At 52.7% G+C, this 26,357-nt stretch carries 23 protein-coding genes, 1 tRNA gene and 3 pseudogenes; 9 read left to right on the forward strand and 18 right to left on the reverse strand.

From position 1 onward, the window contains the following. Positions 1-17 precede the first annotated feature (17 nt). Positions 18-713 carry a Bax inhibitor-1/YccA family protein gene (locus BMX00_RS05040; RefSeq protein ID WP_090827840.1) on the reverse strand — a complete coding sequence of 232 codons (696 nt, stop codon included), beginning with the start codon at positions 711-713 and terminating at the stop codon, positions 18-20. Positions 714-847: 134 nt separating this feature from the next. Here BMX00_RS05040 and BMX00_RS05045 point away from each other — a divergent pair. Then, positions 848-934 (forward strand) — tRNA-Ser (locus BMX00_RS05045). 257 nt (positions 935-1,191) lie between these two features. Here BMX00_RS05045 and BMX00_RS05050 read toward each other — a convergent pair. Both BMX00_RS05050 and BMX00_RS05055 read right to left on the reverse strand, forming a co-directional pair. After that, entirely contained in the window at positions 1,192-1,581 is a 390-nt protein-coding gene (locus BMX00_RS05050; RefSeq protein WP_090827843.1) for a hypothetical protein, read from the reverse strand. A 93-nt stretch (positions 1,582-1,674) separates the two neighbouring features. Further along, the gene (locus tag BMX00_RS05055; protein WP_090827845.1) at positions 1,675-1,956 is read right to left on the reverse strand and encodes a hypothetical protein; all 282 of its coding nucleotides are present in this window, start codon (positions 1,954-1,956) and stop codon (positions 1,675-1,677) included. A 71-nt stretch (positions 1,957-2,027) separates the two neighbouring features. On the opposite strand from BMX00_RS05055, the pseudogene BMX00_RS05060 reads away from it, so the two are divergent. After that, positions 2,028-2,783, forward strand: a pseudogene (locus tag BMX00_RS05060) (IS3 family transposase); the annotation flags it as partial. 100 nt (positions 2,784-2,883) lie between these two features. Here BMX00_RS05060 and BMX00_RS05065 read toward each other — a convergent pair. Then, complete coding sequence (locus BMX00_RS05065) at positions 2,884-3,705, reverse strand: SDR family NAD(P)-dependent oxidoreductase (protein WP_090827847.1); 822 nt, start codon at positions 3,703-3,705, stop codon at positions 2,884-2,886. Between the two features lie 379 nt (positions 3,706-4,084). On the opposite strand from BMX00_RS05065, the gene BMX00_RS05070 reads away from it, so the two are divergent. Continuing rightward, a complete protein-coding gene (locus tag BMX00_RS05070) occupies positions 4,085-4,318 on the forward strand; it encodes a helix-turn-helix domain-containing protein (RefSeq protein ID WP_218141492.1) in 234 nt (77 codons plus the stop codon). 299 nt (positions 4,319-4,617) lie between these two features. Here the strand turns inward: BMX00_RS05070 and BMX00_RS14315 are convergent, their stop codons facing one another. Then, positions 4,618-4,764: a CBS domain-containing protein gene (locus BMX00_RS14315; protein WP_143053047.1), complete on the reverse strand. Its 147-nt coding sequence runs from the start codon at positions 4,762-4,764 to the stop codon at positions 4,618-4,620. A gap of 38 nt (positions 4,765-4,802) precedes the next feature. On the opposite strand from BMX00_RS14315, the pseudogene BMX00_RS15090 reads away from it, so the two are divergent. Both BMX00_RS15090 and BMX00_RS05080 read left to right on the forward strand, forming a co-directional pair. After that, a pseudogene (locus BMX00_RS15090) lies at positions 4,803-5,013 on the forward strand (integrase core domain-containing protein); the annotation flags it as partial. A 190-nt stretch (positions 5,014-5,203) separates the two neighbouring features. Beyond that, positions 5,204-6,580, forward strand: coding sequence for a hypothetical protein (locus BMX00_RS05080; protein ID WP_090827855.1), 1,377 nt, complete (start codon positions 5,204-5,206; stop codon positions 6,578-6,580). Between the two features lie 252 nt (positions 6,581-6,832). On the opposite strand, the gene BMX00_RS14715 is transcribed toward BMX00_RS05080, so the two are convergent. Continuing rightward, positions 6,833-7,081: a hypothetical protein gene (locus tag BMX00_RS14715; RefSeq protein ID WP_218141493.1), complete on the reverse strand. Its 249-nt coding sequence runs from the start codon at positions 7,079-7,081 to the stop codon at positions 6,833-6,835. A 295-nt stretch (positions 7,082-7,376) separates the two neighbouring features. After that, a complete protein-coding gene (locus BMX00_RS05090) occupies positions 7,377-9,692 on the reverse strand; it encodes a sensor domain-containing protein (protein WP_090827859.1) in 2,316 nt (771 codons plus the stop codon). A 213-nt stretch (positions 9,693-9,905) separates the two neighbouring features. Between BMX00_RS05090 and BMX00_RS05095 the strand changes: the two genes are divergently transcribed. Further along, positions 9,906-11,318, forward strand: coding sequence for an aminotransferase-like domain-containing protein (locus BMX00_RS05095; protein WP_090828202.1), 1,413 nt, complete (start codon positions 9,906-9,908; stop codon positions 11,316-11,318). Positions 11,319-11,340: 22 nt separating this feature from the next. Here BMX00_RS05095 and BMX00_RS14830 read toward each other — a convergent pair. Then, positions 11,341-11,498 (reverse strand): annotated as a pseudogene (locus BMX00_RS14830) (transposase); the annotation flags it as partial. Positions 11,499-11,652: 154 nt separating this feature from the next. Between BMX00_RS14830 and BMX00_RS05100 the strand changes: the two are divergent. Both BMX00_RS05100 and BMX00_RS05110 read left to right on the forward strand, forming a co-directional pair. Next, positions 11,653-12,969 carry a class-III pyridoxal-phosphate-dependent aminotransferase gene (locus tag BMX00_RS05100; RefSeq protein WP_218141494.1) on the forward strand — a complete coding sequence of 439 codons (1,317 nt, stop codon included), beginning with the start codon at positions 11,653-11,655 and terminating at the stop codon, positions 12,967-12,969. Positions 12,970-13,795: 826 nt separating this feature from the next. Beyond that, positions 13,796-14,083: an encapsulin-associated ferritin-like protein gene (locus BMX00_RS05110; RefSeq protein WP_090827863.1), complete on the forward strand. Its 288-nt coding sequence runs from the start codon at positions 13,796-13,798 to the stop codon at positions 14,081-14,083. Between the two features lie 188 nt (positions 14,084-14,271). On the opposite strand, the gene BMX00_RS05115 is transcribed toward BMX00_RS05110, so the two are convergent. The 6 genes from BMX00_RS05115 to BMX00_RS05140 form a co-directional block, all read right to left on the reverse strand. Further along, positions 14,272-15,492 carry a nidogen-like domain-containing protein gene (locus BMX00_RS05115; protein WP_090827865.1) on the reverse strand — a complete coding sequence of 407 codons (1,221 nt, stop codon included), beginning with the start codon at positions 15,490-15,492 and terminating at the stop codon, positions 14,272-14,274. Between the two features lie 227 nt (positions 15,493-15,719). Continuing rightward, the gene (locus BMX00_RS05120) at positions 15,720-16,835 is read right to left on the reverse strand and encodes a DegT/DnrJ/EryC1/StrS family aminotransferase (protein WP_090827867.1); all 1,116 of its coding nucleotides are present in this window, start codon (positions 16,833-16,835) and stop codon (positions 15,720-15,722) included. Further along, complete coding sequence (locus BMX00_RS05125; RefSeq protein WP_177171771.1) at positions 16,832-17,848, reverse strand: Gfo/Idh/MocA family oxidoreductase; 1,017 nt, start codon at positions 17,846-17,848, stop codon at positions 16,832-16,834. Before BMX00_RS05125 ends, BMX00_RS05120 begins: the two co-directional genes overlap by 4 nt. Beyond that, complete coding sequence (locus BMX00_RS05130) at positions 17,845-19,713, reverse strand: glycosyltransferase (RefSeq protein WP_090827874.1); 1,869 nt, start codon at positions 19,711-19,713, stop codon at positions 17,845-17,847. Before BMX00_RS05130 ends, BMX00_RS05125 begins: the two co-directional genes overlap by 4 nt. A 7-nt stretch (positions 19,714-19,720) precedes the next feature. After that, on the reverse strand, positions 19,721-20,563 hold the full coding sequence (locus BMX00_RS05135) for a PIG-L deacetylase family protein (RefSeq protein ID WP_090827876.1): 843 nt from the start codon (positions 20,561-20,563) through the stop codon (positions 19,721-19,723). Positions 20,564-20,571: 8 nt separating this feature from the next. Next, a complete protein-coding gene (locus tag BMX00_RS05140) occupies positions 20,572-20,841 on the reverse strand; it encodes a Wzt carbohydrate-binding domain-containing protein (RefSeq protein WP_090827878.1) in 270 nt (89 codons plus the stop codon). Between the two features lie 148 nt (positions 20,842-20,989). Between BMX00_RS05140 and lpxA the strand changes: the two genes are divergently transcribed. Next, the gene (lpxA, locus tag BMX00_RS05145; protein ID WP_090827880.1) at positions 20,990-21,772 is read left to right on the forward strand and encodes an acyl-ACP--UDP-N-acetylglucosamine O-acyltransferase; all 783 of its coding nucleotides are present in this window, start codon (positions 20,990-20,992) and stop codon (positions 21,770-21,772) included. A 44-nt stretch (positions 21,773-21,816) separates the two neighbouring features. On the opposite strand, the gene BMX00_RS05150 is transcribed toward lpxA, so the two are convergent. The 4 genes from BMX00_RS05150 to pheA all read right to left on the reverse strand — a co-directional run bounded on the left by BMX00_RS05150 (position 21,817) and on the right by pheA (position 26,323). Next, positions 21,817-22,764, reverse strand: coding sequence for a prephenate dehydrogenase (locus BMX00_RS05150; protein WP_177171774.1), 948 nt, complete (start codon positions 22,762-22,764; stop codon positions 21,817-21,819). Positions 22,765-22,999: 235 nt separating this feature from the next. Further along, on the reverse strand, positions 23,000-24,016 hold the full coding sequence (aroF, locus tag BMX00_RS05155) for a 3-deoxy-7-phosphoheptulonate synthase (protein WP_090827881.1): 1,017 nt from the start codon (positions 24,014-24,016) through the stop codon (positions 23,000-23,002). Next, on the reverse strand, positions 24,013-25,194 hold the full coding sequence (gene hisC / locus BMX00_RS05160) for a histidinol-phosphate transaminase (RefSeq protein WP_245727744.1): 1,182 nt from the start codon (positions 25,192-25,194) through the stop codon (positions 24,013-24,015). Before hisC ends, aroF begins: the two co-directional genes overlap by 4 nt. 61 nt (positions 25,195-25,255) lie before the next feature. Continuing rightward, positions 25,256-26,323: a prephenate dehydratase gene (gene pheA / locus BMX00_RS05165; protein WP_090827884.1), complete on the reverse strand. Its 1,068-nt coding sequence runs from the start codon at positions 26,321-26,323 to the stop codon at positions 25,256-25,258. Positions 26,324-26,357: the final 34 nt, after the last annotated feature.

The following is a 26,357-nucleotide window of genomic DNA, read 5'->3' on the forward strand; positions in this document are numbered from 1 at the left end:
GTCCCCTTTTGTTCCTATTAGTCCTTTTCACCCGAGAAAGCCAACAACAGGTGCAGCAGACTGGTGAAGAGGTTATACAGGCTGAGATAAATGCCCATCGTTGCCATCACGTAGTTCGTTTCCCCGCCGTTGACAATACGGCTTACGTCAAACAGAATGAAGCCGGAAAACAGCAGTACTGCAACCGCCGAGATGGCGAGTGAGGCCGCCGGTACGGCGAAAAACAGGTTGGCGATCGAAGCGATCATCAGCAGGATCAATCCCACGAACAGGAAATTTCCCATGAAGCCAAAATCCTTCTTGGTCACCGTGGCGATTCCTGCCAGGACGAAGAAGATTGCGCCCGTTCCAGCCGCTGCGGTCCCAACGATTTGCGCGCCATTTTTAAAGTGAAGCGCATATTGCAGCATGGGGCCCAGCCACCAGCCCGCAACGAACGTGAATACGAACAGTAAAGCAATGCCCATTGGGCTGTTGCGGGTTGCGCTAACCCCAAACAACAGACCCATCATGACGGCCAGCATGACCAGCGGCCCCATGATTGGAGATTGTGCGAGAAAAGCAAAATTGGTGCTTACCCCGATCATGGCTCCGATTACCGTCGGAATCATGGTCAAGCCAAGCATCCAGTAGGTATTGCGCAGGACCTTGTTGCGAACAACAGCAAGCCCCGTTTGCGCGGTCGGGCTAGAATATCGAAGTTCAGGTTGCATGAAAGTCTCCTTGGTTTACTAACAACTTATATAAGACTACTCATCTTTCCATAAAGTTGCAACCAATATCAATGTTACAACAAGGGTCTTGCTGGAAAAACCCGTTTTAAAACGGTATTATCCGTCCAGTATCTGGAGGCGTGGCCGAGCGGTTTAAGGCAGCAGTCTTGAAAACTGCCGTAGGGGCAACTCTACCGTGAGTTCGAATCTCACCGCCTCCGCCGCAAGTGTATTCAATTATTTGATTTTAAAAGTACTTGTTATAAGATAGAGTTTTGCTCTACAAATAAATATACGTTAAGGCCAAGTATTTGCTAATCGACTTTACTTCGGAAAAGACTCAGATCTCGGATCGTTCTGAATTGAAGTCATTACAAGAAAAAATATTGTTGGGTCCGGCCAGGAGATGCGCTTCGCGCGAGCGTGCGTATTGATGTTGAGTATGGGTATGACGGCGAGGTAGTGGCCCACTATACTGTTATTCGTGTCCACGAAGTTGTTCAGGAAAGTGAGATAAGGCAGATGCAAATACGTGCTGCTCAACTCGACAATTCGAGTGATCCCCAGATGCCCTCACTTTCTCCCCCCCATAATTCCCAAAATCAGGCGTGTACTTATCGTCTGCGCCCGGAGGAGTCCCTCCCTTTATCCTGGCCAACTCCTGTTCAAGGGCAAGTACTTTTTTCTCAAGTTCGTCCCGATCGCTCTCAAGTCTTATCGCCCATTCTCTTGCCTGTAAGGCGGCCTCAGATATTTTTGTAGCCTTTGTATGCAGGATAGACCGCTTTTCTACTTTATAAAGGTTCTCTGCAATCCACCCGATCTCGTTTAGCCGAGCAATGATCTTGTGCAGGGATGAGATGGGCATTACCGCTGCGCTACCGCTTCGATGGCGACCAGGTTAGCGTTGAGGCGGTCGAGAAGGGGGTTACTCATGATTGTTCAAAGCAGCCGCACCTAATTAATGCTCAGTCTTCTCGTCCAGCCCTTGAATTACGCTACCTAATACGCCAATCAGTGTTGCCATGCCTGCGATCACGAGCTCTGCCTGCTCATAATTGAGCTCGTTGGGATCTACCTTCGCGACCCGTTCTTCCAGAGGCAATTCCCCATACTTAACTGCATAATGCGCAACGTTCATGGCCAGCAATTTGGCGCACGCCACCAACTCTTGTTTATCGGCGATCTGGACCAGCGTGTCCACGAGTGCCATGTACTGCTCGATCTTTTCCATGTCAGGCATAGCTTACCCCCAACTGTATGGTAGTACGTCGTCTCGTTTTTCGCCATTCCCAAGGCGCGTTGCCTGCAGGTTCGTCCAGCAGCTACTATGACTGGCAAGATCGCCTCTTGAGTTGCCGGGCACGGGATAACCGGCGTTTGCTTGAGCGCATCAAGAAGATTCACGATGGGAGCGATGGGGTGGTGGGTAGTCCCCGTATCTGGAAGGAGTTGCGTTATGAAGGCGAGCCATGCGGGCTGAACCGTGTGGCGCGGCCGATGCGTCAACAGGGACTAAAGGGGATTCCCCAGCGTAAACGCTGGCGCAAGAAGGTGTGTGGCCAGCGACCGGATGATGTACGCAATCACCTGCAGCGCGACTTTACGGCAAGCGAGCCCAACACCCGATGGGTGACGGACATTACTTATGTCCGCACCCAGGAAAGCTGGCTTTATCTGTGCGTGGTGATCGATCTGTACTCAGGCATGGTAGTGGGTTGGTCCATGAGCCACTGCCAGGACAGGCAACTGGTGCTCCAGGCTGTTCTCATGGCGTTGTGGCAACGCGAGGCCAAAACCCCAGTCATCCTGCATTCGGATCGCGGCTGCCAGTTTACCAGCAACGAGTACCAGCGCTTCCTGAAGGGGCACAACCTGATTTGCAGCATGAGTGCGGTGGGAAGCTGCGCCGACAACGCCGCGGCGGAGGGCTTCTTTGGAGTCCTCAAGCGGGAGCGAATATATCGTCGACAGTATCGAACTCGTGCTGAAGCAAGGACAGATATCTTCGACTATATCGAGCGATTCCACAACCCAAGAAAACGTCGACACATGGAAATGGGCCAGTAATGCAATTTAGACTTAACCAAACCGTCCGTGAAAATGGGTAAAACCCGTCGGTTTGCAAAAGTGGCTAAGGTTTCCGGAATAATTTCAATCAACCGCTTTGCTAGAAATTCAGTTTCATCTGATGCCTGACTGCCCGGGCAAAGAGGCGAGCCCCAAGTAGCCATCTGGCAATCACAGAGGCTTTAGAATCGAGAGGCAATGCATAGCGTATAGGCGGATTCGGCTTCGTTACCGTATCGAGTACTGCCTGGGCAATAATGGCGGGGCCGGGCGACTTGGGTTCATTGGCCAAGAGGATATGAAGGCCCTTAAGAATCTTCTGATAAGCCAATGGATGGGCAACCGTTCTGAGCAAGTCCAGCTGCTTGGGAACAAACTCCGTCTTGATCAGGCCTGGAGCAATAAGCACCACTTCAATTCCAAAGTCCATCACTTCGCCACGCACCGCATCGCTGAGCGCCTCAACAGCATGTTTTGAAGCCGCATACCAACCGAAACCTGGGGTCGATATCCTGCCCATTACTGAAGTTATATTTACGATATGCCCTGACTTCTGCTTTCTCATATGCGGAAGCACCGCTTGCATGAATCTGGCGTAGCCAAAAACATTTACCTCAAACTGTCTATGAGCGGCTTCCATTGAGACGCATTCTATTGTGCCTAGTTGACCAAATCCTGCATTGTTCACTAGCACGTCGATTCTTCCTCGGTTCGATATAATATGGTTCACCATGCGATGGATGGCATGATCATCGCTAACATCAAGCTCGATAGGCTCGATGTTAGCGGAACGTATCTGTTCGAGCCTGTCCATGCGCCGCGCTCCCGCAAACACATAATACCCCCTGTCCGCCAGCAGTTGGGCCGTCGCTCGCCCGATACCGCTTGATGCTCCGGTAACTAACGCTATTCGCTGAGTCATGTTTTCTCCTCTCCTTTTCTTCCCGGCACTAACTCTACATCGATCTTGTAAATTGCTGTGTATAAGTTTCGCCAGCCGAACACGCAGCTCGTTACCAAACTGTAACGGTAGAAAACCGGGCAGGCCCTTCGACCTGCCAAATCGCTTGTACAAAGGTTGCCGAACTGGAAACGCCTGATCCCTAAAAAAAAGCGAAGTGTTAAGCCTGTGAAGCCTACAGCAAATTTTGGAAAAGAAAAGGTTCAGCTTCTAACAATACACACAGGACCGGGGGATAGGGCTTTAATGCTTGCGAGATCCCATCGATACGAGCTACCGAGCGGGAAAATGGTCTTCCACATCTTTGCTGCACTTGCCGAATTTGAACGCGGCGTCATCCGTGAATGAACCAATGCCGGCTTTGAGAGCCGCGCGGGCGCGGGCGCGTGTGGGAGGCAGGCCGCCCTCACTTTCAGCTAAGGATCTTCGGGTAGCCAAGGCCATGCTGAAGGACCCGACCATTACCGTTGCGTCCCTCGCCACCAGGTTGAACATAGCTGCATCCACGCTGTATCGCCATACTCCCATGCAAGAAGTGCAAGCCTTGAAGAGAAAGCAGATGCATGACGACTGACGAGCGGTTGCTTGTGCTTTTGGGAGGAATATGATCACCTTTCTTTAATGTGATTATGAGCGAGGGAGCTCAAGCAAGACAATTCGATAGCTGGGTGGGGGCTTCAAAAAAATAGCTCGAGGAAGATACCGTCGAGCCATTTTTTCCTCATGACAGCAAATCAACCTATTACAACGAGCCCCAATCCCACAACAAGAATTAATAAATAAGCCACCTAAAATACGAGACGGTTATCCATTTCCATCCTCGCATAGTGACTCTTCCCGTTTTTACGGCTTTGCCAACCAGCCACTGATTACTCAAGCTGGACTTGAAACGTCGGAGAGCGCTTCGACAACCGGGCCCAGGTCGGAGCTCTCTACAGCAAAATCCCCAAGCGATACGATTCCCACAAGCTTGTTCTCAGCATCGACAACTGGCAAACGGCGTATCTGATGGTCACTCATTACTTGGGCAGCCTCTTCTACAGAGGCATCTTCATGTACACTTCAGCCGGCCCGGCAAGCCGACCGACAATTGTTATGTTGAGACATTTAATGAAACATTTCGTGATGAATGTCTGAACTTGCATTGCTGCGATACATTGAAGGAGGCAAAGCGATTATCGAAATATGGAGACGGATTACAATGAGAGTCGCCCCCGCATGGCTCTCAACGACCGGTCGCCGGCCGAATTTGCCCAAGCTGTGAGTCTATCGGATCCTAAGCTGGCATTTGGACGCCGAAAACTAACTCAGGACTTTATCCCGGAAAACTCAAGCGGATCAGTAGCATGTTGCTTGCGTAACTCGGGAGTTTCGGGTGTCTACGTTCAGATCAGGTCGCTTCGTAGACTGCACTGTTTGATAAAACTTACGCAAACTAACGCAAGCTGCTGAAAATAAAATGGATTCTAATCCTCTTATATTTGTTCATTCGTCTTTTCGAACGGGGAGTACTTATATTCGATCTTGCTTCCGCAAGAACCCGAAGGCCCTGACTTATCAGGAAATCTTCAATGAAAATCTTGCAAACCTCCAACCGGAGAATATAGGTTCTTTTAATTCTGGGAATTGGCATTCCAAGCACCCGTTGATAGCTCCGTACTTTCTGGAATTTCATCCCCTTATTGCACCCGAAGGTGGCGTAAAGGGCTATCAGGCATCCATGTCGTACGATAGTTTCTTCCCAGGCGAGAGCGACGATTTGACCAATGCTGAGGTGAGCTATGTTACCTCGCTTATCGAGCATGCAAGAGAGCTTGGACGCATTCCGGTGCTAACTGCTACGCGGAGCCTCGGAAGATTAGCAGCGCTGAAAAAAGCATTTGGGGGGTTGCACATACTTCTGTACCGAAACATTTTTCATCAATGGTGCTCCTACACTGAGCAATGGTTGCGTGGGAACCCCTCTTTTATTGAAACCGTATGGCTTACGTTAAAAGGTGCGCACAACGAAAAAATAACTTCTGATATCGCACGAATTTTTGCGTCAGATAACCGCTCAGCACTCGATCCAAATAATTTCTTCGCTTTCGTTTTACTGCATACCTATCTTTATGCTCGAGCAGGTAATGTAGCGACTTTTATTATTGATATAGACGAGCTCAGTACGAATAGCGGAGTTAGAGCTTCGCTAGAGCATCTAATCCGTGATCACACTGGACTTGAAGTGGATTTTTCAGAAGCCCGGCAAAGCATGGCTTTTTCTCTGGTGGATATTGGTAGCGAGCGAGTACTTAGCGATACGATCAATGCTTTTCCCCAAATACAGAAATCTGCACGGACACCGGACGGAATCAAGTTTGGAGAGAAGGTTGTCAATGATTTAGTATCTGAATATAGAAATTATTGGCGTTATGCTGGACCGTTGGTTCAGCTAGCAAACCGCAAAACAGAACAACTCGCCAGCCAACAGTCAGAAATAGCTACGCAACACGCAGAAATCGAGAGGCAGCATGCGGCGATTGCTGGGCTACAAGGGGAGATTCAGAGGCAGCACGGGGAGTTTACTGCTCTACAAACAGAGATTCAGAGGCGGCACGGGGAGATTGCTGCTCTACAAGCGGAGATTCAGAGGCAGCAGGGGGAGGTTGTTGCTCTACAAGCGGAGATTCAGAGGCAGCATGGAGAGGTTGTTGCTCTGCAAGCAGAGATTCAGAGACGGCACGGGGAGATTCTGAACCTGACAATGGAGGCCGCCAGCATGCGGCAATCAACCAGTTGGCGTATTACCTCTCCTATGCGCGCAATAAAGGCCGGTTTTAAAACTTGGTTTAAATAAAGCTGAGAATCTAATCCCGTTGCTGGGATAGTCGTTTTACTTGGCCTGCTTCCCAGAATTAGCAGCATGAGTCAGCAGGATCTAGTTTACAGAGATGTTGAGCCACAAATTCAACTGGCGTGATATCGCCAAGCGAGCTGTACGGCGATCTGAATTATCGTTCTCCCTTCACGCCTCGATAAATATACGTGCTTCATAAAGATAGAGGCTCAGAAACCAATGGTCGTTCAGGCATTCATCCGGAAACGCCCGTTAACATACCCCTAACTCGGGGGTTTCTTCTGAGCAATGAGGGGTGAGGGGGGCTATACCTACGCTGGGGCCCTTACTGGCGGTCCAGAGCACTGTCGATTCGGGGAAGCCTACGAGCTGTTCTTCATGCACGTACGGAGCCAGGGAACCATAGGGAGCTTGCAGAATATTAGGGAAACCAGAAACAATATTCTTCATGCGCTTGATATAACCTTCTTTGGTCCGTATATACACAGCATATTCATACATGGCGGTCTCCTTCTATTGTGAGATGAGGCTCTCCAAATGTACCGTGGCTTTGTTGCAATATAATTATATAACCTGATCAACTTTTCTTATATATACCCGCCACTGAGCGGATTTTATATATACCCGCCACTGAGCGGATTTTTTATTTCTTACAAAATCTGGATAAAAGAGTAAAAGGGCGGAGTAAAAGATTCGGAGTAAGGATTCGTCCAATGCTTGTGCCGATACGGAGGTGTCAAAAGTGATCGGGCGGAGGCCGTATATCATGAGCCTCTAAATATGCTGAGCTTAGGTATTAGGTTATACGTGATGCTGTGGCAGCGTGGTGCATTCGTTTGGTTTTCCTTTCTGGCCGCAGGAAAGTCTCGACCGCATTGGGCGGCATCGGAGAGCTGTAGAGGTACCCCTGTAATTCGTCGCATCTAAGCAGCCGCAGAAACCTGGCCTGTTCTTCATCTTCCACACCCTCAGCGATCACCGTCAGACCGATCGCATGGGCTAGCGAAATGATGGTCGAAACGATTGTCATGCTGTGGGAGTTGGTCGTCATCGTATCAATGAAGGACCGGTCGATCTTGAGCGCGTGGACCGGGAGCTTCGCCAGATATTCCAGTGAAGAATATCCGGTGCCGAAATCGTCGATGGCGATTTTTACCCCCATTTCCCCGATCGCGGCGAGTTTTTTCATATTTTCGTCAATGTCGTTCATGATCAGGTTCTCTGTGATTTCGAGATCGAGCTCGCAGCCTCTGGCGGCGAAATCTCCCATGGCATGCTCCACGTCCTTGACGAAATCCCGTTGCTGCAACTCAATCGGTGACACATTAACTGCGATACGCGGTCTGGTCCCGTCGGGCAGACACCAGTTCTGGGCATCTGTTAACGCCTTGCGTATCGCCCACGGCCCGACCTCAAGGATCATGTGGGTATTTTCAAGTAAGGGGATGAAGCGACCGGGCGGTACCAAACCACTCTCCGGGTCTTGCCAACGGATGAGTGCTTCAAAACCGGAGATCCCCCCTTTTCCGGCATGTATCTTAGGCTGGTAGTGCAGGACGAATTGGTCCTGGTCGATCGCCTTGCGCAGCTTATTCTCAAGCAACAGGGTTTCCGCGACTTGCGCATTGATCTCAGGCCTGTAGAACAGGAGTCGCTCCGCTGTTGACTTGGCCTTCTTCTGCGCAGCCTCTGCATTCTTGTATAGCGTATCGGCATCGTTGCCATCCTCCGGAAACACTGCCACACCTAATGCCGGCATAACCCGGACTTCCTCGCCTTCGATCAAAAATGGCGTCCGGTGAACTGCGGTGACCGCCTTATTGATCACATACGCCACATTTTCGGCATCGCAAACTTCGGGAAGAGCAAGCGCACCAGCGAAGCAATCGGCTGAAATCCGCGCAAGATTCGCCGGTTGCGGCCAAACGGTCTTGATGCGCTGCGCCAGTTGGTGTAGCAATGCGTCACCCCCTTGCCGACCGAATGTTTCGTTAATTTGGCGGAAGCGCTTGATATCACCGATCACAATGGCTACCTGGGTCTGGTTGTGCCTGGCTGCGTCCAACAATTGTGTCACTCGTTCCTGAAACAGCGCTCTGTTGGGCAGCCCCGTCAGCGAGTCGTAATGCGTGAGATAAGTAATCTGCTCATCCTTGGCAATATGTTCGAGTGCGAAGGATATATCGCCTGCCAATTCGCTCATCAGGTTCAGTTCATCCTTGTTGAAAAAGTTGGGCTCTTTGCTGTACATCAGCATCACGCCAACACAGACACCCTCAACTATCATCGGCAGAGCAATGCCCGACCGGTATCCGTGCTGGAGCGCCAGTTTCCTGAACCGAATAGCGGGCGGATTGAGTGCTATGTTATTGTCAAAGCGCGGCTTGTTCTCCGCGATAGCCCGGGATATAAGGTTTGACGCCGCGCCGGGTGTATTAGGCAAAACAACGTATTCATCGGGCGCATCCATCTCGAATCCGTGATGGGCAACCGCCCGCACCAAGCCATTATTCCGATCGATCATGCCAATCCATACCATGCCGAATCCGCCCTGTTCCACGGCAATTCTGCAGGTGTCACGAAATAGTTCGTGACGATCACGCACCCGTAGGATAGTCGAATTGATCTTACTCAGAACGGCGTGAAGACGGCTCAGGTGGGCAATTTTTTGTTCCTGCTCGCGCCGCTCGGTGATATCCCGTGAAATGCCGTCCATGCGAACGATCCCGCCGCTTGCGTCGGTGGCAGTATGACCACGGCTGTGGATCCAGCGTATCTCCCCGCCCGGGGTCAATGCTCTATATTCGGATTCGAAAATGCCACCCTTGGCCGCCTGAGCCCATGCGCGCAGCACCCGTGGGTTGTCATCGGGATGGATGAAATCATCCCAGACAATGGCCTTATCGCAGATCTCCTCTTGAGTGCGCCCGAAAACCGCAGCGACTGCCGGGCTGACATAGCAAATCTCGCGCGAGGGTATCTCAACTGACCAGACCACATCCGGCAACGTGGACACTACACTACGTATGTGTTGGCGAAACGTCTCGAGCTCGACGTTCGACTCCACAGATTGCGCACGCTCAGCCATAAGCTGTTTAAATTGTGTTGGCATGACTCCTCCGGGCAAACATCGGGGTTTGACCCAACTATGCGAGCGACGTCGTAAACAGAACAGATACAGAAAGTACGGCGTTCGCCTGTCACAGAGGAAGCAGACAGGCACAGTAGACTTATTTAGTGGGTGTCACAGATTTGAGCTAGTATGAAATGGGATGCGTGCAGCCTCGCCCGCATAACTGCCGACCAACGCATCAGAAAGGCCGTCATGAAGCTGTACGAGCAGTATGCAGACGAGATTTCACGCAATATCGATCAGGGCATACTGCGCCCCGGAGATCGCCTCCCCTCCGTGCGCGAGGCCTGCCGCAGCCGTCATCTCAGTCCGGCCACGGTGCTCCAGGCTTACCGTTTGCTTGAGGATCGTGGGCAGATCTACACGCGGGCTCGCTCCGGCTATTATGTCAGCGCCAACTGGAAGGGCTTTCCTCCGGAGCCTGAACCGTCGCGGCCCCCTGAGACATCCACACCAGTAAATGTTCGTGATCTGATCTTTGAACTGCTCGAGACGACAAAATCAGAGGACTTCGTACAGTTCGGATCGGCCTTCCCCGCCCCGGATCTTTTTCCCTTTACAAAACTTGCGCGCGCGCTGCATACCGCTGCATGTCGAATGAATCCACTTGGCATCTACGAAAGCCTGCCTCCCGGCAATCCTGAGTTGAGACGCTTGATCGCGCGGCAGTACGTTGAACTGGGATGCAGCGTACCGACGGAAGAGATAGTGATTACGACCGGCGCCCTTGAAGGTTTGAACCTATGCCTGCAGGCAGTGACTCGAGCTGGCGATCTCGTGGCAATCGAAAGTCCCGCGTTCTATGCTGCACTTGTGGCCATTGAGCGCCTGGGATTAAAGGCGGTTGAAATCGCCACCTCTCCACGAGAAGGGATGAACCTGGCTGCATTGGCGACGGCGCTGGACCGGCATTCGATCAAGGCCTGCTGGCTCATGACCAATTTCCAGAACCCGCTCGGCTGTCTCATGCCCGAAGAAAAGAAGCAGGAGCTGGTAAAGCTTTTGGCTTTGCATGATGTGCCCTTGATCGAGGATGACGTCTACGGCGAGCTCTACTATGACCGAGATCGGCCCAAGCCGGCCAAAGCTTTCGACCACAAAGGTCTCGTCATGCATTGTTCCTCGTTTTCGAAGTGCCTAGCCCCCGGATATCGTGTGGGCTGGACGGCGCCCGGGCGATACGTGAAACAGGTGGAAGAGGCAAAACACATGACCACCATCGCGACCAGCGCTCCGATCCAGGCTGCGATTGTGGAATTTCTCAAACATTTCGGCTACAAACATCATCTGCGCAAACTACGGCAGGAATTGCAGGCTCGGCAAAATCAGATGCTGCAGGCGGTCGGGCAGAAGTTTCCGCAGGGCACCCGCGTAACCCGTCCTGCGGGCGGTTATTTCCTGTGGATTGAAATGCCCGAATCGGTGAATGCCCTGGAAGTATATCGGCTCGCGATGGAAAGAAAGATCACCGTGGCACCGGGGCAGATTTTTTCGCCACGGCGGAAATTCGAAAACTGTATTCGATTGAACTGTGGGCAAATGTGGTCATCACCGACGGAAGCCGCCGTCACCACGCTCGGTGGAATTGTCACTGCCTTAGCCTGAAATCCGGGCTGCTGACCTGTCTGTTTGGCGCGACAGCCCAAGCCCATTTGTACAGACTGTGAGTCGACACCGACACGGGGTGGCAACTTCGCTGACACGATATCCCTGTTCAGTATCCCCGTTCAGTAACTTGCCGAACTGCTTCTTCCTTAAATGCTGGGTAAAACGCGGCGTCCTCATGGGATTTCCTCCTAAGCTCAAAATCATAGCCCCGGTTTGTCCACTAGACCGTCTGAACTGTCTATTTGACGGGGAAGCTTAGGGTTTTCCCAGAGTCAGCCTCGTCATCAATACGCTTGTAATCCTTTTCGGGTTATCTATATTGAATTAACCGATGATGGTTGAGTGGCCGCGGCGGGTTTGTCTGCGGAACGATAACCATGCCGGGAGGTTCTCTGTTAGAGACAGCTGGCGTAATGATTACATCGAGAAAGCGAGAAGGCTCAACATTGGCAGGAAAAATGACAAGACTGAGCATGTGATGGCTTCCAGAGAACAACGTTTTTTGGGCAGAAAAATACCCGGCGCGCTACAAGTAACGAAGGCGGAAGGGAGCTTTATCTTTGATGATCGGGGCAGGAAATATATCGATTTCGTAATGGGCTGGTGTGTCGGCAACTTCGGTTGGGGCAATGAAGTGCTTATAAACGCCTCCGCGGGGTTCGATGGGCCAGATTATGTGTTTCCTGGGCACTCATATGGGCCTTGGACCGAACTTGCTGAATTACTGGCTTCAATATCGCCGGGCAAGCTTATGAAAAGCTTCCGGGCTACCGGGGGCTCAGAAGCCGTGGATATCGCGTTGCAGGCGGCCATGGTGCATACGGGCCGTCAGAAATTTCTCTCCCTGGAGGGCAGCTATCATGGAAATGCGATTGGCGGGTTGAGTGTAGCGGATTCGAAGAATAGGCAGCAATGCAGGAATCTGCTGCCTCATTGCTACAAGGTCGAACTACCGCTGAATAATGAAGCCCTCGAGCGTATTGACAAGTTTCTGAAAACTGAAGAGTTTGCGGCATTCATCATGGAGCCGATCAGCGTCAATCTCGGAGTGCTTATTCCCGAGATGGAATTCATGACCGAGCTCGCCAAGTTATGCAGGAGATACGGTACGCTATTAATTATGGACGAGGTGGCAACTGGCTTCGGAAGGACAGGAACATTATTCGCTTCAGAACGTTATCATCTTGAGCCTGATATCATGTGCATCGCCAAAGCAGTCACAGGTGGTCTGGGAGGATTGGGGGCGACTATAACTACGGCAGCGGTTGCAAAATCAATGGAAGAAAATGGCAGTTACTACTCTACCTATGGGTGGCATCCTCGAAGCGTGCATGTTGCGATTGCCACGATTCATTACGTAACGACACATCAGAAACAGCTCCTGGGAAAAGTCGATGAGATGAGCGAATATTTCCGCTCCCGCTTGTCACAGATGCGCTTTAAAGGCGTCGCAAACCACAGCATTGCTGGTATGGCTATTGGCTTAGAATTGGACACCGACGGTTATGCTTATGACATCCAAGCCAAGTGTCAACGAAACGGTCTTTTAATTACAGCCGAAGGCTCAACGCTACTTTTACTTCCTTCATTAAATATCGATCAAGCAATCGCCAAACAGGGTCTGGACATCCTGGAAAGATGCATTTAATCGGTAGATGATTGGTCGACGTCGGGATCTTGAGTTTGCCGGGACGAACGTCACCACTTTTATGATCGTTACACCCCATTTTGTCCATTCCATCCGTTCCGGTTTTGGTTTTACCCGATCTTTTTTTTCATTTTATCAGGTAAATTGCCATTCCCAGAACGGCCGTTCCAATCGCAACCTTCCGCGTTGCGGCCGCACGGTTATAGGGAAGTGGATGATAATGCCACTGACATAAAAGAATGACGAACCGGTTAGGAGCCGACGTCTGTATCGGTGCTGTTGGGTGTGAAGCTGACGGAAGCTTTGCGCAGAGCCTTACTGGCCGAGCTCTGAAATTACAAGCAGGTTCTGCCACAGCCCTCCATTGGGCTATCAATTCGGTACGTAAAGCCGGCGTTGTTTCCATTGTCGGGGTTTACGGGTCCCACGTTTGATGCCGTCCCGATTGGAAATGCCCTCAATAAGGGCCTGACATTGCGCATGAACTAGGGGAGCGTCAAGCAACATCTCCCCGTTTGATTGAACATATTGAGGCCGGGCGTATAGAACCGAAAAAAATTGTTACGCATAGGGTTCCCTTGGAGGAGGTTGCGGATGCTTGTCATATTTTTTCGTCCAAACTGGACAATTGCATCAATTAAAGTTGGCATTTTGGGAAAAAGGTCGAGTTATCGGGAAAGCGGGCCGCCTGAGGATGTGGGGGGAAGGGTCAACAGTTTGGTATGCGCCAGTGGTAGGATAAAGCCTAAAAATGAACTTTGAGTTCTCCGCCAATGCAACCCATTCATAGGCATATATAAATTTTCCACTCAAAGAGGAGTAAGCGATGTCGAGTGTTGGTTACCACGAGCCCGTTGAGGAGCTCTCTGATGAAACGCGGGACATGCATAGAGCGATTGTTTCGCTGATGGAAGAGCTGGAGGCTGTCGATTGGTACAACCAGCGTATAAACGCCTGCAAAGATGATCAGCTCAAGGTCATTCTTACGCACAACCGTGACGAGGAGAAAGAACACGCCTCAATGTTGCTGGAATGGATCCGGCGAAGGGATGCAACGTTTTCCAAGGAACTGAAAGAATATCTGTTTAACGAGAACCCGATCGTGCACGAATGAGACGCACCCTAAGTGCTGAGCCTTTTCGGTCGTACAACGGTGCGCTCAAACAGCTTCATGGCACCTACGGAAGAGGGATTCGTTTCGCATGAAGGCAGAGACGACGCTCGTGCGAAAGTATAATCAGCGACCTGATCGCTATTGGAGAAATTACGCCGCCCCTCTTCATTTCGGGGCGGCTTAGAAACTCAGGTACGAGCGCGGCGAGCTACGGCGCTTATAAGGCCCAATCCAGCAAGCAGCAAGGCATAGGTTTCGGGCTCGGGTATAGGTGCCATTACGGTAAGCGGTGTCTGTGTCATGCTTACATCCCCCGCAGTCACGAATGTTAAACCTGTCACGAATGCCTGGGTGTTGGAAGGATCCAATCCGGCACCGATATCTATATCGCGTAATTCAAATCTGCTGACGCCAGCCGCGCCGAAACTGAACACGTCACCTCCATGCACATGGCCGAGGCTAATGTCATAGGTGTTATTGCTATTATCGAAGCCATAAATATCATATCCATCTGTATCGGCAGCCAGGACCGGAAACAGGGCACTTTCAATGTTCGGACCTGAATTCACCACAAAGTCGTAACCGGTTGCGACAAGGGGATCAATAAAGATCGTTTGATGGAGCTGAATATTGAAATTGAAGTGCCAGCCATCGGCCTGGACAATATTCGGTAACAGGGGAGCGTCAGCTGACGAGCCGTCGGAGATCTTGCCATTGCGAATTGCCATGGTCCAAAGACCCGGGGTGTCCTGCCCTACATTGCTGGTGTTGGCAAGTTGAAGGATAGATGAATTGAATGAACCTGGGAGCGCAAAAAAATGGGCATTGTCCCCAGCATCATATCCCGCCTGTGCCGGTATGCCTCCCAAGCCGCGAACGCCTCCACTGAAGTCGCCCGTAGTCCATTGCAGCTGCCTATAACGGAACTCGATGTCGAAGTTGCCCGCGCCGGTATCTGGGCGATTGAGCAGCGTCATCTGGAAATCGTTGACTTTGTCATTATGCAGGTCGAAATAACCGACGTTGTTCCATGTTGTAACCAGAGTATTTGAATTGGGGGATGCAGTGTACACTGCACCTCCGCCTTGTGTATCCACATCCGCCCAAAACGGGGCGATCATCGGCTGACTAGATACCGGAAATCGCTGCGGAGTATAAGTATCAACTGGTCCCCCAAAAGTGATATTACCGTTATTGTTCGCCCAGAAACTGCTGTAATGGTGTCCAAAAAAGTTCAACGTGAACGGCAGGTTGAGTTGACTTGAAGACTCATCGTCATTCGGTAATTGGGAGAGATCGCCGTAGCCCGCCGGCCCTCCGAAGCCATTGCGCAACTCTATTGCATATGCCGCATTGAAAGTAAGCACTCCCGCTAAAAACATGGAGCTTAATAACCATGAGTTTTTCATTTTTTTTCCTAAAAGGATGAGGTCATTTGCTTATGAAGGTGTGAGCAAAGGCAAGGGTTCAATAAGATAAATAGCCGCGAACAGTGCCTCAGCAATATCACCTTAGTTTATAAAAAGCACGTCTGCTGACTTTTATATTCTTCAACCATTGCTGCCGGGCTTCACGCCCTCCGGTAAAGATACGTTCATAGTCATCCTATGAACTCAGATAACACTTCAACGAAAATCTAGGCTTGAGCCGGACGGCGCCGTTCGAAGACCTGTATCCAGTTCGCGATGTGTGCGACCGTTTCTTCGAGCAATTCGGGGTAGATAGGCAGAGCTAGCACTTGGGCGGCCAAACGCTCGGCCTGTGGTAGCGCCAAGCTCGCATGGAATGCCGAAAAAACGGGCTGCAAATGACAGGGTATGGCATAAAACACGCCAGTCGCAATACCCTGTTCAGCCAGAAATACCTGTAGCGCATCACGTTGTGGATGGGTAACGACAAACTGGTGGTAGACCGGCACGCTGTTCTCAAGGGGCGTCGGCCAGCGACAGACGGTATCGCGTAAGGCAGTTTGGTATTGTGCGGCGATTTGCCGTCGCTGTGCATTCCAACTGTTCAGGTAAGGAAGCTTGACTCGCAAAACGGCTGCCTGAATTTCGTCGAGGCGGCTGTTGTAACCGATTTCGCCATGCCGATAGCGGCTTTCCCGGCCATGATTTCGCAGGCGGCGCAGCCGTTTGGACAAGGCTGGGTCATTACAGGAAATCGCACCGGCATCGCCGTAAGCTCCGAGATTTTTAGTCGGGTAGAAGCTGAAAGCTCCGGTGATGCCGAACGATCCAACGCCGCCACCGCGATATCGTGCCCCGATGGCCTGCGCCGCGTCTTCGATCAACCACAGGCCGTGCCTCGCACAGAGTTCTTGCAACGGCGCCAGATCAGCCGGTTCTCCAAAAAGATGAACAGCAATAATTGCTTTCGTTCGCGAAGTCAGGGCGCGTCGAATACTGTCGATATCGATGTTGTAACGCCGGGATGAGCAATCGGCAAAACGCGGCTGCGCCCCTGCCAGACAAACTGCCTCCGCGGTGGCGAAAAAAGTAAAGCTGGGTACGATTACCTCATCGCCGACGCCTATTCCCAATGCCTTCAGCGAGAGTAACAGCGCATCGGTTCCGGAGTTGACGCTGATCACCTCGGCAACGCCTATATAGTCAGCAAGTTCACGTTCCAGCGCCTCGTTCTCGGCGCCATCAATGAAATTGCCGCTCGCAAGCACGCCCTGGATTGCCGCGTCGATCTCGCCGCGCAACTGCCGGTACTGACTACCCAAGTCTAACAGCGGCACTGTCATTGTGCGCTTTCGAGTATTCGTTGCCGGATCCGCTGCGCCAAGCCAAGTGCCGCATAGCCATCTTCCGATGTAACCCTGGGCGCAGCGCGATGCCGGGACGCGTCCAGGAAGGAAGCGAGCTGAAGACTCAGCGTGTCGTGCTCCACGCCTTCCGAAGCCTGCCCGGGAGATGCGGGGGCGGGGTTGCCGACATTGCCAAGGTTGCGGGACGAGTTGGCGGGTGCCATGTGATAGCTGGCTCGGCGATTAAAATCCATCATCCAGATTTCATTATTGTCCAGTTCCGCAATCATGTGCCGTTCTTCCTGTGCTGTGGCAGAGCCCCAATATGCGCTCAGGTGCGCGCGGCAGCCATTGGCGAGGACCAATTCAACTTGTGCTTCATCGATCGGGGTCAGGCCGTGGCTGAGGCCATAGGCGTCAAGTTCAATCAGCGGGCAGGCCACACCGTATAGAATCAAGTCAAGATCGTGGATCATCAAGTCGATTACTACATCCAGTGCACCGATGCGCGGCGGACGTTGTGTCGTACGTTTCGTCCGAATCGTACGGGCGCGGGGCAGCAATGCCGGGCCGGCCTTGAAAGCCGGATTGAAGCGCTCGATGTGACCGATCTGCAGAATGCAATTTTTTGCTTTCGCCAGCATTTGTAGTTCCATTGCCTGCGCCACGGTTTCCGCAATGGGCTTTTCAAGTAGTACGTCCAACCCGCGTTCGAGCAGTGCCTTGGCCAGTTCATAGTGCGAAGCGATGGGTGTTGCGACGGATACGGCGCCTACCGTGGATGGAAGATGGGCAACGTGGCTGTACCAGGGTACGCCCAGTTGTTCCGCCAGGGATTGTGTCACCGGATCAGGATCGATCAACGCCTGTAACTGGCTACCGGCCAGCCGGGCGTAGCATAGCGCATGGCGGCGCCCGAAATACCCCGCGCCCACCACGGCGGTACCAATGGGAAGAATTGGTTCAGCGGCGCAGACCGACAGTGCGAGGTTACCGGCGATCTGCTTCATAGCTCGGCTAGCGACCATACGCCGAGTATTTTTCCGGTTTGCGGATTTTCCACAATGCGTGTTAACGGCACAGGAAGATTGAAAGGCGCCAGCATGAGATTCACTGAACGCCACTCCCCAGTCGTGATGTCGGTATTGACGCTAATGGTTTCATGGCTGGTCGCCAGCAGATATTTTGCGCCCGAGCGCCGGATGTTGGACAGAGCGTGCTCGATATCGGCAAGTGACAGGTGGATCAGGGCATCGCGGCAGAGTACGGCATCGCCTGGAGGTAATGGATCATTGATCAGATCGGCAACCTCGAACTTCCAGTTTGCGCGCTGGTAGCGCCGGCGGTTCTCCTCGATCAGCGCGGGGACAATATCGACCCCGATATAGGCGTCCACATCGATCTCAACATGCTGGCGCCAGTTGCAGTCGCCGCATGGGGCATCGACCAAGGTGCGAACGCCCAGCCGGGTAAGCACGGAGGGCAGTTCGCGGCGCAGCGCTTCGGTCCGTTCCAGTGTTGAGCCGGGGCCAGACCGGGACTCCGAATTCTGCCATGAATTATTTCGATATATCTGGCCGAATACCTTCGCACGTCCGCTTGGGGCATCATGATTGCCATGATCGGCACGCTTTGTCTGGTCTGCCCGGTGTCGTCGGTGTGTCCTTGTTTCAGTCAATGGCCGGTTCCATACGGCATGCTTCAATCGGGAGAGCGCAGTAACCACGGGCCAGACGCGCGAATTGTAAATTCGGGCCAGTGCAAGCTCAGCCTGCTCCGCGCGCAAGCGCTGCGTCGTGACTTCAGCTCGAGCCCGTTCCCGTTCATGTTCGGCCAAATGTCGGCCTTTGGTAAAGTCCGCAATCTGGCGGAGATAATCGCTCGCGGCGTGAAAGCGTGGGTCTGGGTGATGTCCGTTTACCGCATTTTTCTCTACAGGTGTGCGGTGCTGCGCATCGATTGCTTCCTGATAAACATGGATGATCTGATCGATCGCTTGCTCCATTCCGGCTTCTGATCGCGCACGTTGCGCAACTTCGCGCGCTCCGCTCGCGTCGTACCGGTCAAGTTCCGCTGTAACGGTTTCCACGGTAATGGGATCACGCAGGGTGCGAATGCCAAAATTCAGCGCACGAAATTTATCGTAGTTGCCAGGTGTAACCATGCCACCGAGGCCAGCGGCGTCACAGGCGATCAGGCCAGTCCCACAGGCGAGCGCTTCCAGCGCGCAACGTGCTTTCGCAAATACGATGTCATACTGACCGAGAATCCGTTCAGGCCGGGCTTCGCTACGCCCGACGGAAAGTCCGATTGCATCGAGTTCGATTCCGCGGGTGGCACAAGCCTGGCGCAGGATTCCGAGGCAACCATTCTCACTGACGTAATTGCTGAATACCACTGCGCGGCGGGGCGCTGCGGGCAGATCGTCGCGCAGCGTAAATCGTTGCAGATCGACAAAATTGCGGATCATTCGGATGTGCTCGGGTGAAACCCCGTGCATGCATTGCAAGCGCTCGCGGCAGAGATCATCAACTGCCACATATCGCTGTATGGTCGGAAAATGAGGCGCCATTTCTTCCCAGGGCAGCCAGCCGTGACAGAAGTAGACCGCCGGCGTTTGGGGAAAATGCAGCATGGCCGTCATTGCATCCATATGATGTTGACCATGAATGATATCCGGCGCCACCGTCAGCAATCTGAGGTCGTCGATTACCGGGATAGTGGCCGCGCGTAATTCGTTCGCAACCGTTCCAAGCCGGGTGCTGTAGGCTATGGGTTGATGACCGCGCCGCAACAGCGCCAGGGCAATATCCCGGACGTAAAGCTCCGAGCCAGCTCGGGTATCCAGCGTATTGTTGGTTATCAAAATTCTCATAGCGCTCTCATTGCTGCTGATCCGCGGGTAGGGCGGCCGGTATTCTTGCGTAGAGCCGATTCATCAGTGGCAGGATATGCTCGCGGAAACGGATGACGCACTGGTAGCGGCCGGCTGCAACCTGTTTTTCCCCATAAGTTTCGTAAAAGGGTTTTGCTTGCGTGAAGCTCTGTTCCAGCGCTTGCTTCGGCACAGGAGCCCTAAACAGGTACTCGCAGGCGAACGCATGTTCGCCGTAAGTATGGAACGCATGTTCAATTTCCTGCTGCAGCTTTTCTCCTGCGCTGCTCGCATAGTCCCGTATCGTCTCCAGCTTGTGCTTGAACTGCAACGGGATCAGTTCGATCGTATGGCGTGCAATTGCACGAGGTGCTGTCTGAGCATTTTCCCCGTCCCGCGCGGCCTGGCGCGGATCACCCATCAGGGGAAAAGTGTAGTGCCGGGTTATGGGATGTTTTTTTTTGTTGGCGATGGCGACCGCCGCCTGGACCAATACTTCGCACAAATCATGAGTCGGGTTGTAGCCCTCCATGGCATCGCTGACAACGATATCGATGTCATAAGTGACGATGAGTCTTGCCAGACGCTTGCACAACCTGTCGAACAGATAATATTTATGGTGCAGTATTTTTTCGTAAATCCGGCGATCGCTGAGTTCGCCGCAGATGGGTCCGATCTCTGCTCCCAACGCGCGCAGGACGTCAAGGGTTTTGTCCAGCCTGGGCACGCCTTCGCCGCCAGACCCATCGGTAAGAATGCAGATCACAGGTTGTACCTGGTCAATCCAGCCGTAGAGGCGCAGCTCATGTCCAGGATGGCTGATTACGAGCAAACTGCGTTTGTCCGGCATAAGGTTTATCACGAAACCTTTATATTCAGAGTATGTGGAAGATAGACCCGGGTCCGGAATTTTGCCGTCGCGTTGGGTAGCACCTCGAATACATGCGCAGTCTCCACAATATCGAAAAACAGCGCCTGCTGATGTGCATTGATCGGGTGCGTCAATGAGATTCTCAGGCTATATTTGCCAGCAGTTAGCGGAAGCGAGGTTCGGTAGATGATCCCGGCCTGTTGTTTCGAAGCCAATGTCAGTAACTCCTGACCTTGCATCGGAAAGTCAGCGCCCATCACCGAGGTTCGATTTTATCGCAAAATCTTATAGTTAACTGAAAATGTACACGTGCGGACGGTTTCGCTGATCCATATAGTTACCTGTTGCCCGAATTCCGCTGAACAGACCGGGTGACAATTATCATCCACCATTTCGGCATATTCCATGAATGAAAACAGGATTCATCAAACGGCAATTATTCATCCCGGAGCCCGGTTGGGCATGGGAGTCACTATCGGTGCGTATTCCGTCGTAGGAGAATACGTCGACATCGGGGACGGCACCCGGATAGGGTCGCAGGTTATCATAACCGGCCATACCCGTATCGGGCGCGAAAATCGTATTTTCCCGTTCTGCTCGCTGGGAGATGAACCTCAGGACAAGAAATACGGCAATGAGCCGACGAAACTGGAAATCGGCGATCGCAATACCATTCGAGAGTTTTGCACCTTTAACCGCGGCACCGCTCAGGGCGCCGGGATAACCCGGTTGGGAAATGATAACTTCATGATGGCCTACGTTCATTTGGCGCACGATTGCCGGGTTGGTAATTACACCACCTTCACAAACAATGCTTCGTTGGCCGGCCATGTGCAAGTTGGAGACTATGCGGGTCTGGGTGGATTCACTGCCGTTCATCAATTCGTTCGCGTGGGCGCCTATAGCTTTACCGCTATGGGCACCGTGCTAACTCAGGATCTGCCACCGTATGTTCTCGCAGCGGGTAACACAGCTAAACCTCATGGTCTCAATCTAAGGGAACTCAAGCGCAGAGGTTTTTCGGAAGAAACCGTCATTGCATTGAAACGCGCATATAAGTTGGTTTATCGATCCGGACTTGCTTTAAAGGAAGCAGAATCCCGGATTATGCCGTTAGCGGCTGATGTACCGGAAGTCCGACATTTTCTTGATTTTATTCATGTACGCGGTCGAGGCATTATTCGTTGAAACTCGTGCCGATGCGATGCAATTTTGGCTTACATACCGAAGAACTAGTCGGTGGACCGGTCTGTGCCACTCGCCTCAGGCATACTGGCAAGACTGCTTTTCAACCATTGCCGTCGGGCTTCGCGCGCTTCGGCAAAGATGCGTTCGAGCGCATTGCCGTCACCCTGCGCCACCAGTTCTCGCAGTTCTGCAAGTTCCCGTTGATAAGCGTCGATCTGGCGGGATAGCGTTTCACGATTGCCCAGGCAGATGTCGCGCCACATTTCCGGAGAACTGCCCGCGATGCGGGTAAAATCCCGAAATCCGCTGCCGGCAAAGCGCAGCAGATCGCTTGGAGACGGCGTATCCTCTACAGGTCGCATGTCATCCGGATTGTCTCGGGAACTGGCGACATGATGCATGAGCGCGAATGCCAGCACATGGGGAAGATGGCTTACTGTGGCAAGGATTTTATCGTGCCGGGCGGCGCTCATTAGCGAGACGCGTGCACCGCAGGCCTGCCACAGTTCGGTCACGCGCCTGGTCGCCTGGGCGCCGGTCTCGTCCAGAGGCGTCAGCACGATATTCTTATCGCGGAACAAGTTCGCATGAGCTGCGCTTGCACCGCTGCGTTCGGCTCCTGCGATTGGGTGCCCTGGGACAAAATTTTTCAGATGTTCAGCCAAATGGCTGCGCGCTGCGGCGATGACGTCCTGCTTGGTGCTGCCCGCGTCGGTCACGATTGTGTCGGGTTCGAGGCAGGATGCCAGTTGTCTCATGATCACGCCGGTTTGCCCAACGGGAATAGAGAGGAAGACAATCTCCGCGTTTTTCAACGCTGATGGAACATCGATGGCTATTTCATCGATCGCTCCCAGCTTCAGTGCTCGCTGCAGGTTTTCCCGGCTGCGCCCCACCCCTGTGATATGCCGAACGAGACCGGCTTTGCGGAGCGCAAGCGCAAATGAGCCGCCGATCAGCCCGACACCGATAATCACCAGTTTGTTGATCATGCGCCTGCCATTATAGGCCAGTTCCGTTCATGCTCGATAGATAAAAGCTCTGCATGAGTTTTAATGGAACGCATTCGCGTTTAATGATCGCATTTATTAATGGCAACCGGATGACAATCGGATGACAATCGGATTGTCAACGGACAGGCAAAAACAGGCCATTCTACCGGCATGGCAGAGGCCATGGTACGGGGGCAGCGATAAAGTTGCTCCTGTGAGCTGCAGGCCTGCGACCCTACAAACTTCGTCCGATAACTTCCGCTATTCCTCTCAGCGATCCCATCAGGGAGGCGAATTCCTGGGGATTTAGCGCCTGGTCTGCGTCACACCAGGCTTCGCATGGATTTGGGTGCATTTCTACCAATAAGCCATCGGCGCCAGCGGCAATTGCCGCGCGCGCCAGTGCGGGAACCATCCACGTCTTGCCCCCGGCATGAGAAGGATCGACGATAACCGGCATATGCGTTTCTTTTTTCAGCACGGGGATACAGGTCACATCCATTACATTCCGGTAGGCTGTTTCAAACGTCCGTATTCCGCGCTCGCAGAAGATGATGTTGTGATTGCCGCCCGCGGCAATATATTCCGCCGCCATCAACCACTCGGAAATGGTCGCGGACATGCCTCGTTTGAGTATCACCGGCTTGTTGATGCGTCCCACTTCTTTCAGCAGTTCGAAGTTCTGCATGCTGCGGGTACCAATCTGGATCACATCCACGTCATATTTCATAAATGTGTCCAGCATGCGCGCATCCATCAGTTCGGTAACGATGCGGAGATTATATTTATCCGCAGCCTTGCGGAACATTCGCAGGCCTTCTTCGCCATTACCCTGAAAGGTATAAGGACTTGTACGAGGCTTGAAAGCCCCGCCGCGCATCAGTTTGCAGCCTGTATCGGATACATGTTGCGCCGCCACATCCATTTGCTCCTGAGTTTCAACCGAGCACGGGCCGCCGATAACCTGCACCTTAGCGCCGCCAAGAAGAGTTCCCCCTATGTTGATTATCGAATCGTGCTTGTGTGATTCGCGCGACACGATCTTATATTGCTTGACGACGTGCATGGAATATTCGACGCCGCCCAGGGAATTGAACATTTCCGGATCGAGTGTGCGCTCGTCGCCCAAGGCACCGATGACCGTGCGTTCCATGCCGCGCGAAACGTTGGCGTCGAGGCCGAAGCTTTGTATTTTTGATACTACTCCACCGATTTGTTCGTCGGTGGCACCGCTGTTCATGACGATGATCAAGCTGATTCTCCAGTTACTATTTCGGGATCTATTGCAGTGATTTGTTCCGGCTGCGCCTCAGAAGTCGTTTCAGGAGACAACCCGAGGGCTATTTCAAGCGATTTCAAGAATTTTCTATTCTCCGATTCGAGCCCGACAGTGACTCGAAGATGCTGAGGCATTTCGTAAATACCGATGGGGCGCACAATAACGCCTTGTTTCAGGAGGCTTTGGTTGATTGCCTTGACATCGCCCGGAACGTGGAAGCTCAGAAAATTACCATAGGATGGAATGTATTCGATGCCGAGTTGACGCAAGCCAGTGGTGATCTGCAGCATTCCCGCCTGGTTGAGTGCATACGAGCGTTTCACGAATTCCACATCTTCCAGTGCGGCAGCAGCGCCGGCAAGGCCTATGCTGTTTACATTGAAGGGCTGGCGCACGCGATTCATCAGGCCGCTCACTTCCTCATGCGCAAGTCCGAAGCCTACGCGCACGCCTGCCATGCCGTACGCTTTGGAAAAAGTTCGGGTGATCAAAAGATTCGGGAAACGCTTCAGCCAGCCAATGCTGTCCGCCTTGACCGTGTTTGGCAAATATTCGTTATACGCTTCGTCCAGCACGACCAATACATCGGGCGATACGCGCTCCAGAAAGCGCAACACGGCAGAGGCGGCCAGCAGCGTGCCAGTAGGGTTGTTTGGGTTGGCGATAAATACAATACGCGTTTCGGGTGTGACAGCATCCAGCATGGCATCGAGGTCGTGACCATAATTTCTGGCAGGGACTGAAATGCCGCTCGCGCCGACCGCCTGCGTCACAAGAGGATAAACCGCAAAGGCGTGTTGCGAATAAACCGCTGAAGCACCCGGCTTCAAGAACACGCGGGCTGCCAGTTCCAGAACATCATTGGAACCGTTGCCCAGCACAATCTGGCTGCTGGTCACCCCGTAACGGCGCGACAGCGCAGCTTTCAACTCGAAGCCACTTCCATCCGGATATAACGCGACTTCATCAAGCGCCTTGCTCATCGCCTCAAGCGCAAGCGGGCTCGTCCCCAAGGGGTTCTCATTCGATGCAAGCTTGATAATGAAACGCTCGTCCATACCCATCTCGCGAGCCAATTCCGAAATCGGCTTGCCGGGCTGGTAGGGACTGATAGCGCGGATGTACTCGGGAGCAAGTTCGCAAAGATTCATAATAAAGGCCCTGAAATGCAGAGATACAGAACAAGTAAGGGAAAGCAGGCAAACTTATACGTTATATGACAGGATATGAACCCAGCACTTTGAGGAATGCCGCCACCTCTCGTAATTTTTGCAGCGCTTGGGCAATTTTTGGATCCTGCTGATGCCCCTCGATATCCACGAAGAACACATATTCCCACAGACCCGCTCGAGAAGGGCGGGACTCCAGGCGGCTCATGCTTACTCCGTGTTCCGCCAAGGGAGCCAGTAATTCATGTATTGCACCGGGGCGGTTCCTGGCTGATATAACCAGAGACGTTTTATCCCTGCCTGAGGCGGCGACCTCCTGCGCGCCGATCACCAGAAAGCGCGTAGTGTTGTTGGGATCATCCTCGATGTTTTCCGCGCATACGGTGAGTCCGAATACTTCCCCCGCTTTCCTGCCGGCTACGGCGGCGGCATTTTCATCCTCGGCGGCCAATCTAGCCGCATCCGCATTGCTTGCTGCGTTAATCCGTGCCTCACCGGTCAGATGGGGCAGATGAACGTTAAGCCACTCATGACATTGAGAGAAGGATTGAGGATGAGAGTAAATTTTTCTGATACGTGTAAGGTCGCGATGGTGCGCGAGCAAGAGTTGATGTATGGGCAGCGCAATTTCACCACATACTTTCAATGGCGTTTGCAGCAACAGGTCGAGCGTCCTGCCGACCGCGCCTTCAGTGGAATTCTCGACCGGCACTACGCCATAGCCCGCCCCCCCGGACTCCACTTTACGAAACACATCATCTATAGAGGTGCATGGCAGGGTCGTTACCACGGTGCCAAAACGCTTCAGCGCAGCTTCTTCAGAAAAGGTTCCTTGCGGTCCCAGGTATGCAACGGTCAGAGGTTCTTCCATGGATCGGCACAGTGACATGATTTCAGTGAATAACCGTACAATATGTTCATTTGCCAGTGGTCCCGGATTCAATTTGCATAACCGCGCCAACACCTGAGCTTCGCGCTCGGGCCGATATGCCATGCCGTTTTTGATTTGCCCGATTTCACGCGCAAGACTGGCGCGCGCGCTCATTAATCGGAGCAGCTCACTGTCAATTACATCTATTCTATCGCGCAGATGTTTGAGTTGATCGATCATCTAGGGATTCCTAGGATGAATTCATTCTGCTTAT

The organism is Nitrosovibrio tenuis, assembly GCF_900109785.1.
GTDB classification, from domain to species: domain Bacteria; phylum Pseudomonadota; class Gammaproteobacteria; order Burkholderiales; family Nitrosomonadaceae; genus Nitrosospira; species Nitrosospira tenuis_A.

What these genes read in the sequence shown, in the direction of transcription:
- pheA (WP_090827884.1), bottom strand. Translation starts at nt 26,323, where the DNA reads ATGATCGATCAACTCAAACATCTGCGCGATAGAATAGATGTAATTGAC.
- BMX00_RS05065 (WP_090827847.1), bottom strand. Translation starts at nt 3,705, where the DNA reads ATGACTCAGCGAATAGCGTTAGTTACCGGAGCATCAAGCGGTATCGGG.
- lpxA (WP_090827880.1), top strand. Translation starts at nt 20,990, where the DNA reads ATGAATGAAAACAGGATTCATCAAACGGCAATTATTCATCCCGGAGCC.
- BMX00_RS05130 (WP_090827874.1), bottom strand. Translation starts at nt 19,713, where the DNA reads ATGAGAATTTTGATAACCAACAATACGCTGGATACCCGAGCTGGCTCG.
- BMX00_RS05110 (WP_090827863.1), top strand. Translation starts at nt 13,796, where the DNA reads ATGTCGAGTGTTGGTTACCACGAGCCCGTTGAGGAGCTCTCTGATGAA.
- BMX00_RS05140 (WP_090827878.1), bottom strand. Translation starts at nt 20,841, where the DNA reads ATGGGCGCTGACTTTCCGATGCAAGGTCAGGAGTTACTGACATTGGCT.
- BMX00_RS05050 (WP_090827843.1), bottom strand. Translation starts at nt 1,581, where the DNA reads ATGCCCATCTCATCCCTGCACAAGATCATTGCTCGGCTAAACGAGATC.
- BMX00_RS14715 (WP_218141493.1), bottom strand. Translation starts at nt 7,081, where the DNA reads ATGTATGAATATGCTGTGTATATACGGACCAAAGAAGGTTATATCAAG.
- BMX00_RS05115 (WP_090827865.1), bottom strand. Translation starts at nt 15,492, where the DNA reads ATGAAAAACTCATGGTTATTAAGCTCCATGTTTTTAGCGGGAGTGCTT.
- BMX00_RS05040 (WP_090827840.1), bottom strand. Translation starts at nt 713, where the DNA reads ATGCAACCTGAACTTCGATATTCTAGCCCGACCGCGCAAACGGGGCTT.
- BMX00_RS05090 (WP_090827859.1), bottom strand. Translation starts at nt 9,692, where the DNA reads ATGCCAACACAATTTAAACAGCTTATGGCTGAGCGTGCGCAATCTGTG.
- BMX00_RS05055 (WP_090827845.1), bottom strand. Translation starts at nt 1,956, where the DNA reads ATGCCTGACATGGAAAAGATCGAGCAGTACATGGCACTCGTGGACACG.
- BMX00_RS05120 (WP_090827867.1), bottom strand. Translation starts at nt 16,835, where the DNA reads ATGACAGTGCCGCTGTTAGACTTGGGTAGTCAGTACCGGCAGTTGCGC.
- BMX00_RS05095 (WP_090828202.1), top strand. Translation starts at nt 9,906, where the DNA reads ATGAAGCTGTACGAGCAGTATGCAGACGAGATTTCACGCAATATCGAT.
- BMX00_RS05150 (WP_177171774.1), bottom strand. Translation starts at nt 22,764, where the DNA reads ATGATCAACAAACTGGTGATTATCGGTGTCGGGCTGATCGGCGGCTCA.
- BMX00_RS05100 (WP_218141494.1), top strand. Translation starts at nt 11,653, where the DNA reads ATGATGGTTGAGTGGCCGCGGCGGGTTTGTCTGCGGAACGATAACCAT.
- BMX00_RS05125 (WP_177171771.1), bottom strand. Translation starts at nt 17,848, where the DNA reads ATGAAGCAGATCGCCGGTAACCTCGCACTGTCGGTCTGCGCCGCTGAA.
- BMX00_RS05080 (WP_090827855.1), top strand. Translation starts at nt 5,204, where the DNA reads ATGGATTCTAATCCTCTTATATTTGTTCATTCGTCTTTTCGAACGGGG.
- BMX00_RS05135 (WP_090827876.1), bottom strand. Translation starts at nt 20,563, where the DNA reads ATGCCGGACAAACGCAGTTTGCTCGTAATCAGCCATCCTGGACATGAG.
- hisC (WP_245727744.1), bottom strand. Translation starts at nt 25,194, where the DNA reads ATGAATCTTTGCGAACTTGCTCCCGAGTACATCCGCGCTATCAGTCCC.
- BMX00_RS14315 (WP_143053047.1), bottom strand. Translation starts at nt 4,764, where the DNA reads ATGAGTGACCATCAGATACGCCGTTTGCCAGTTGTCGATGCTGAGAAC.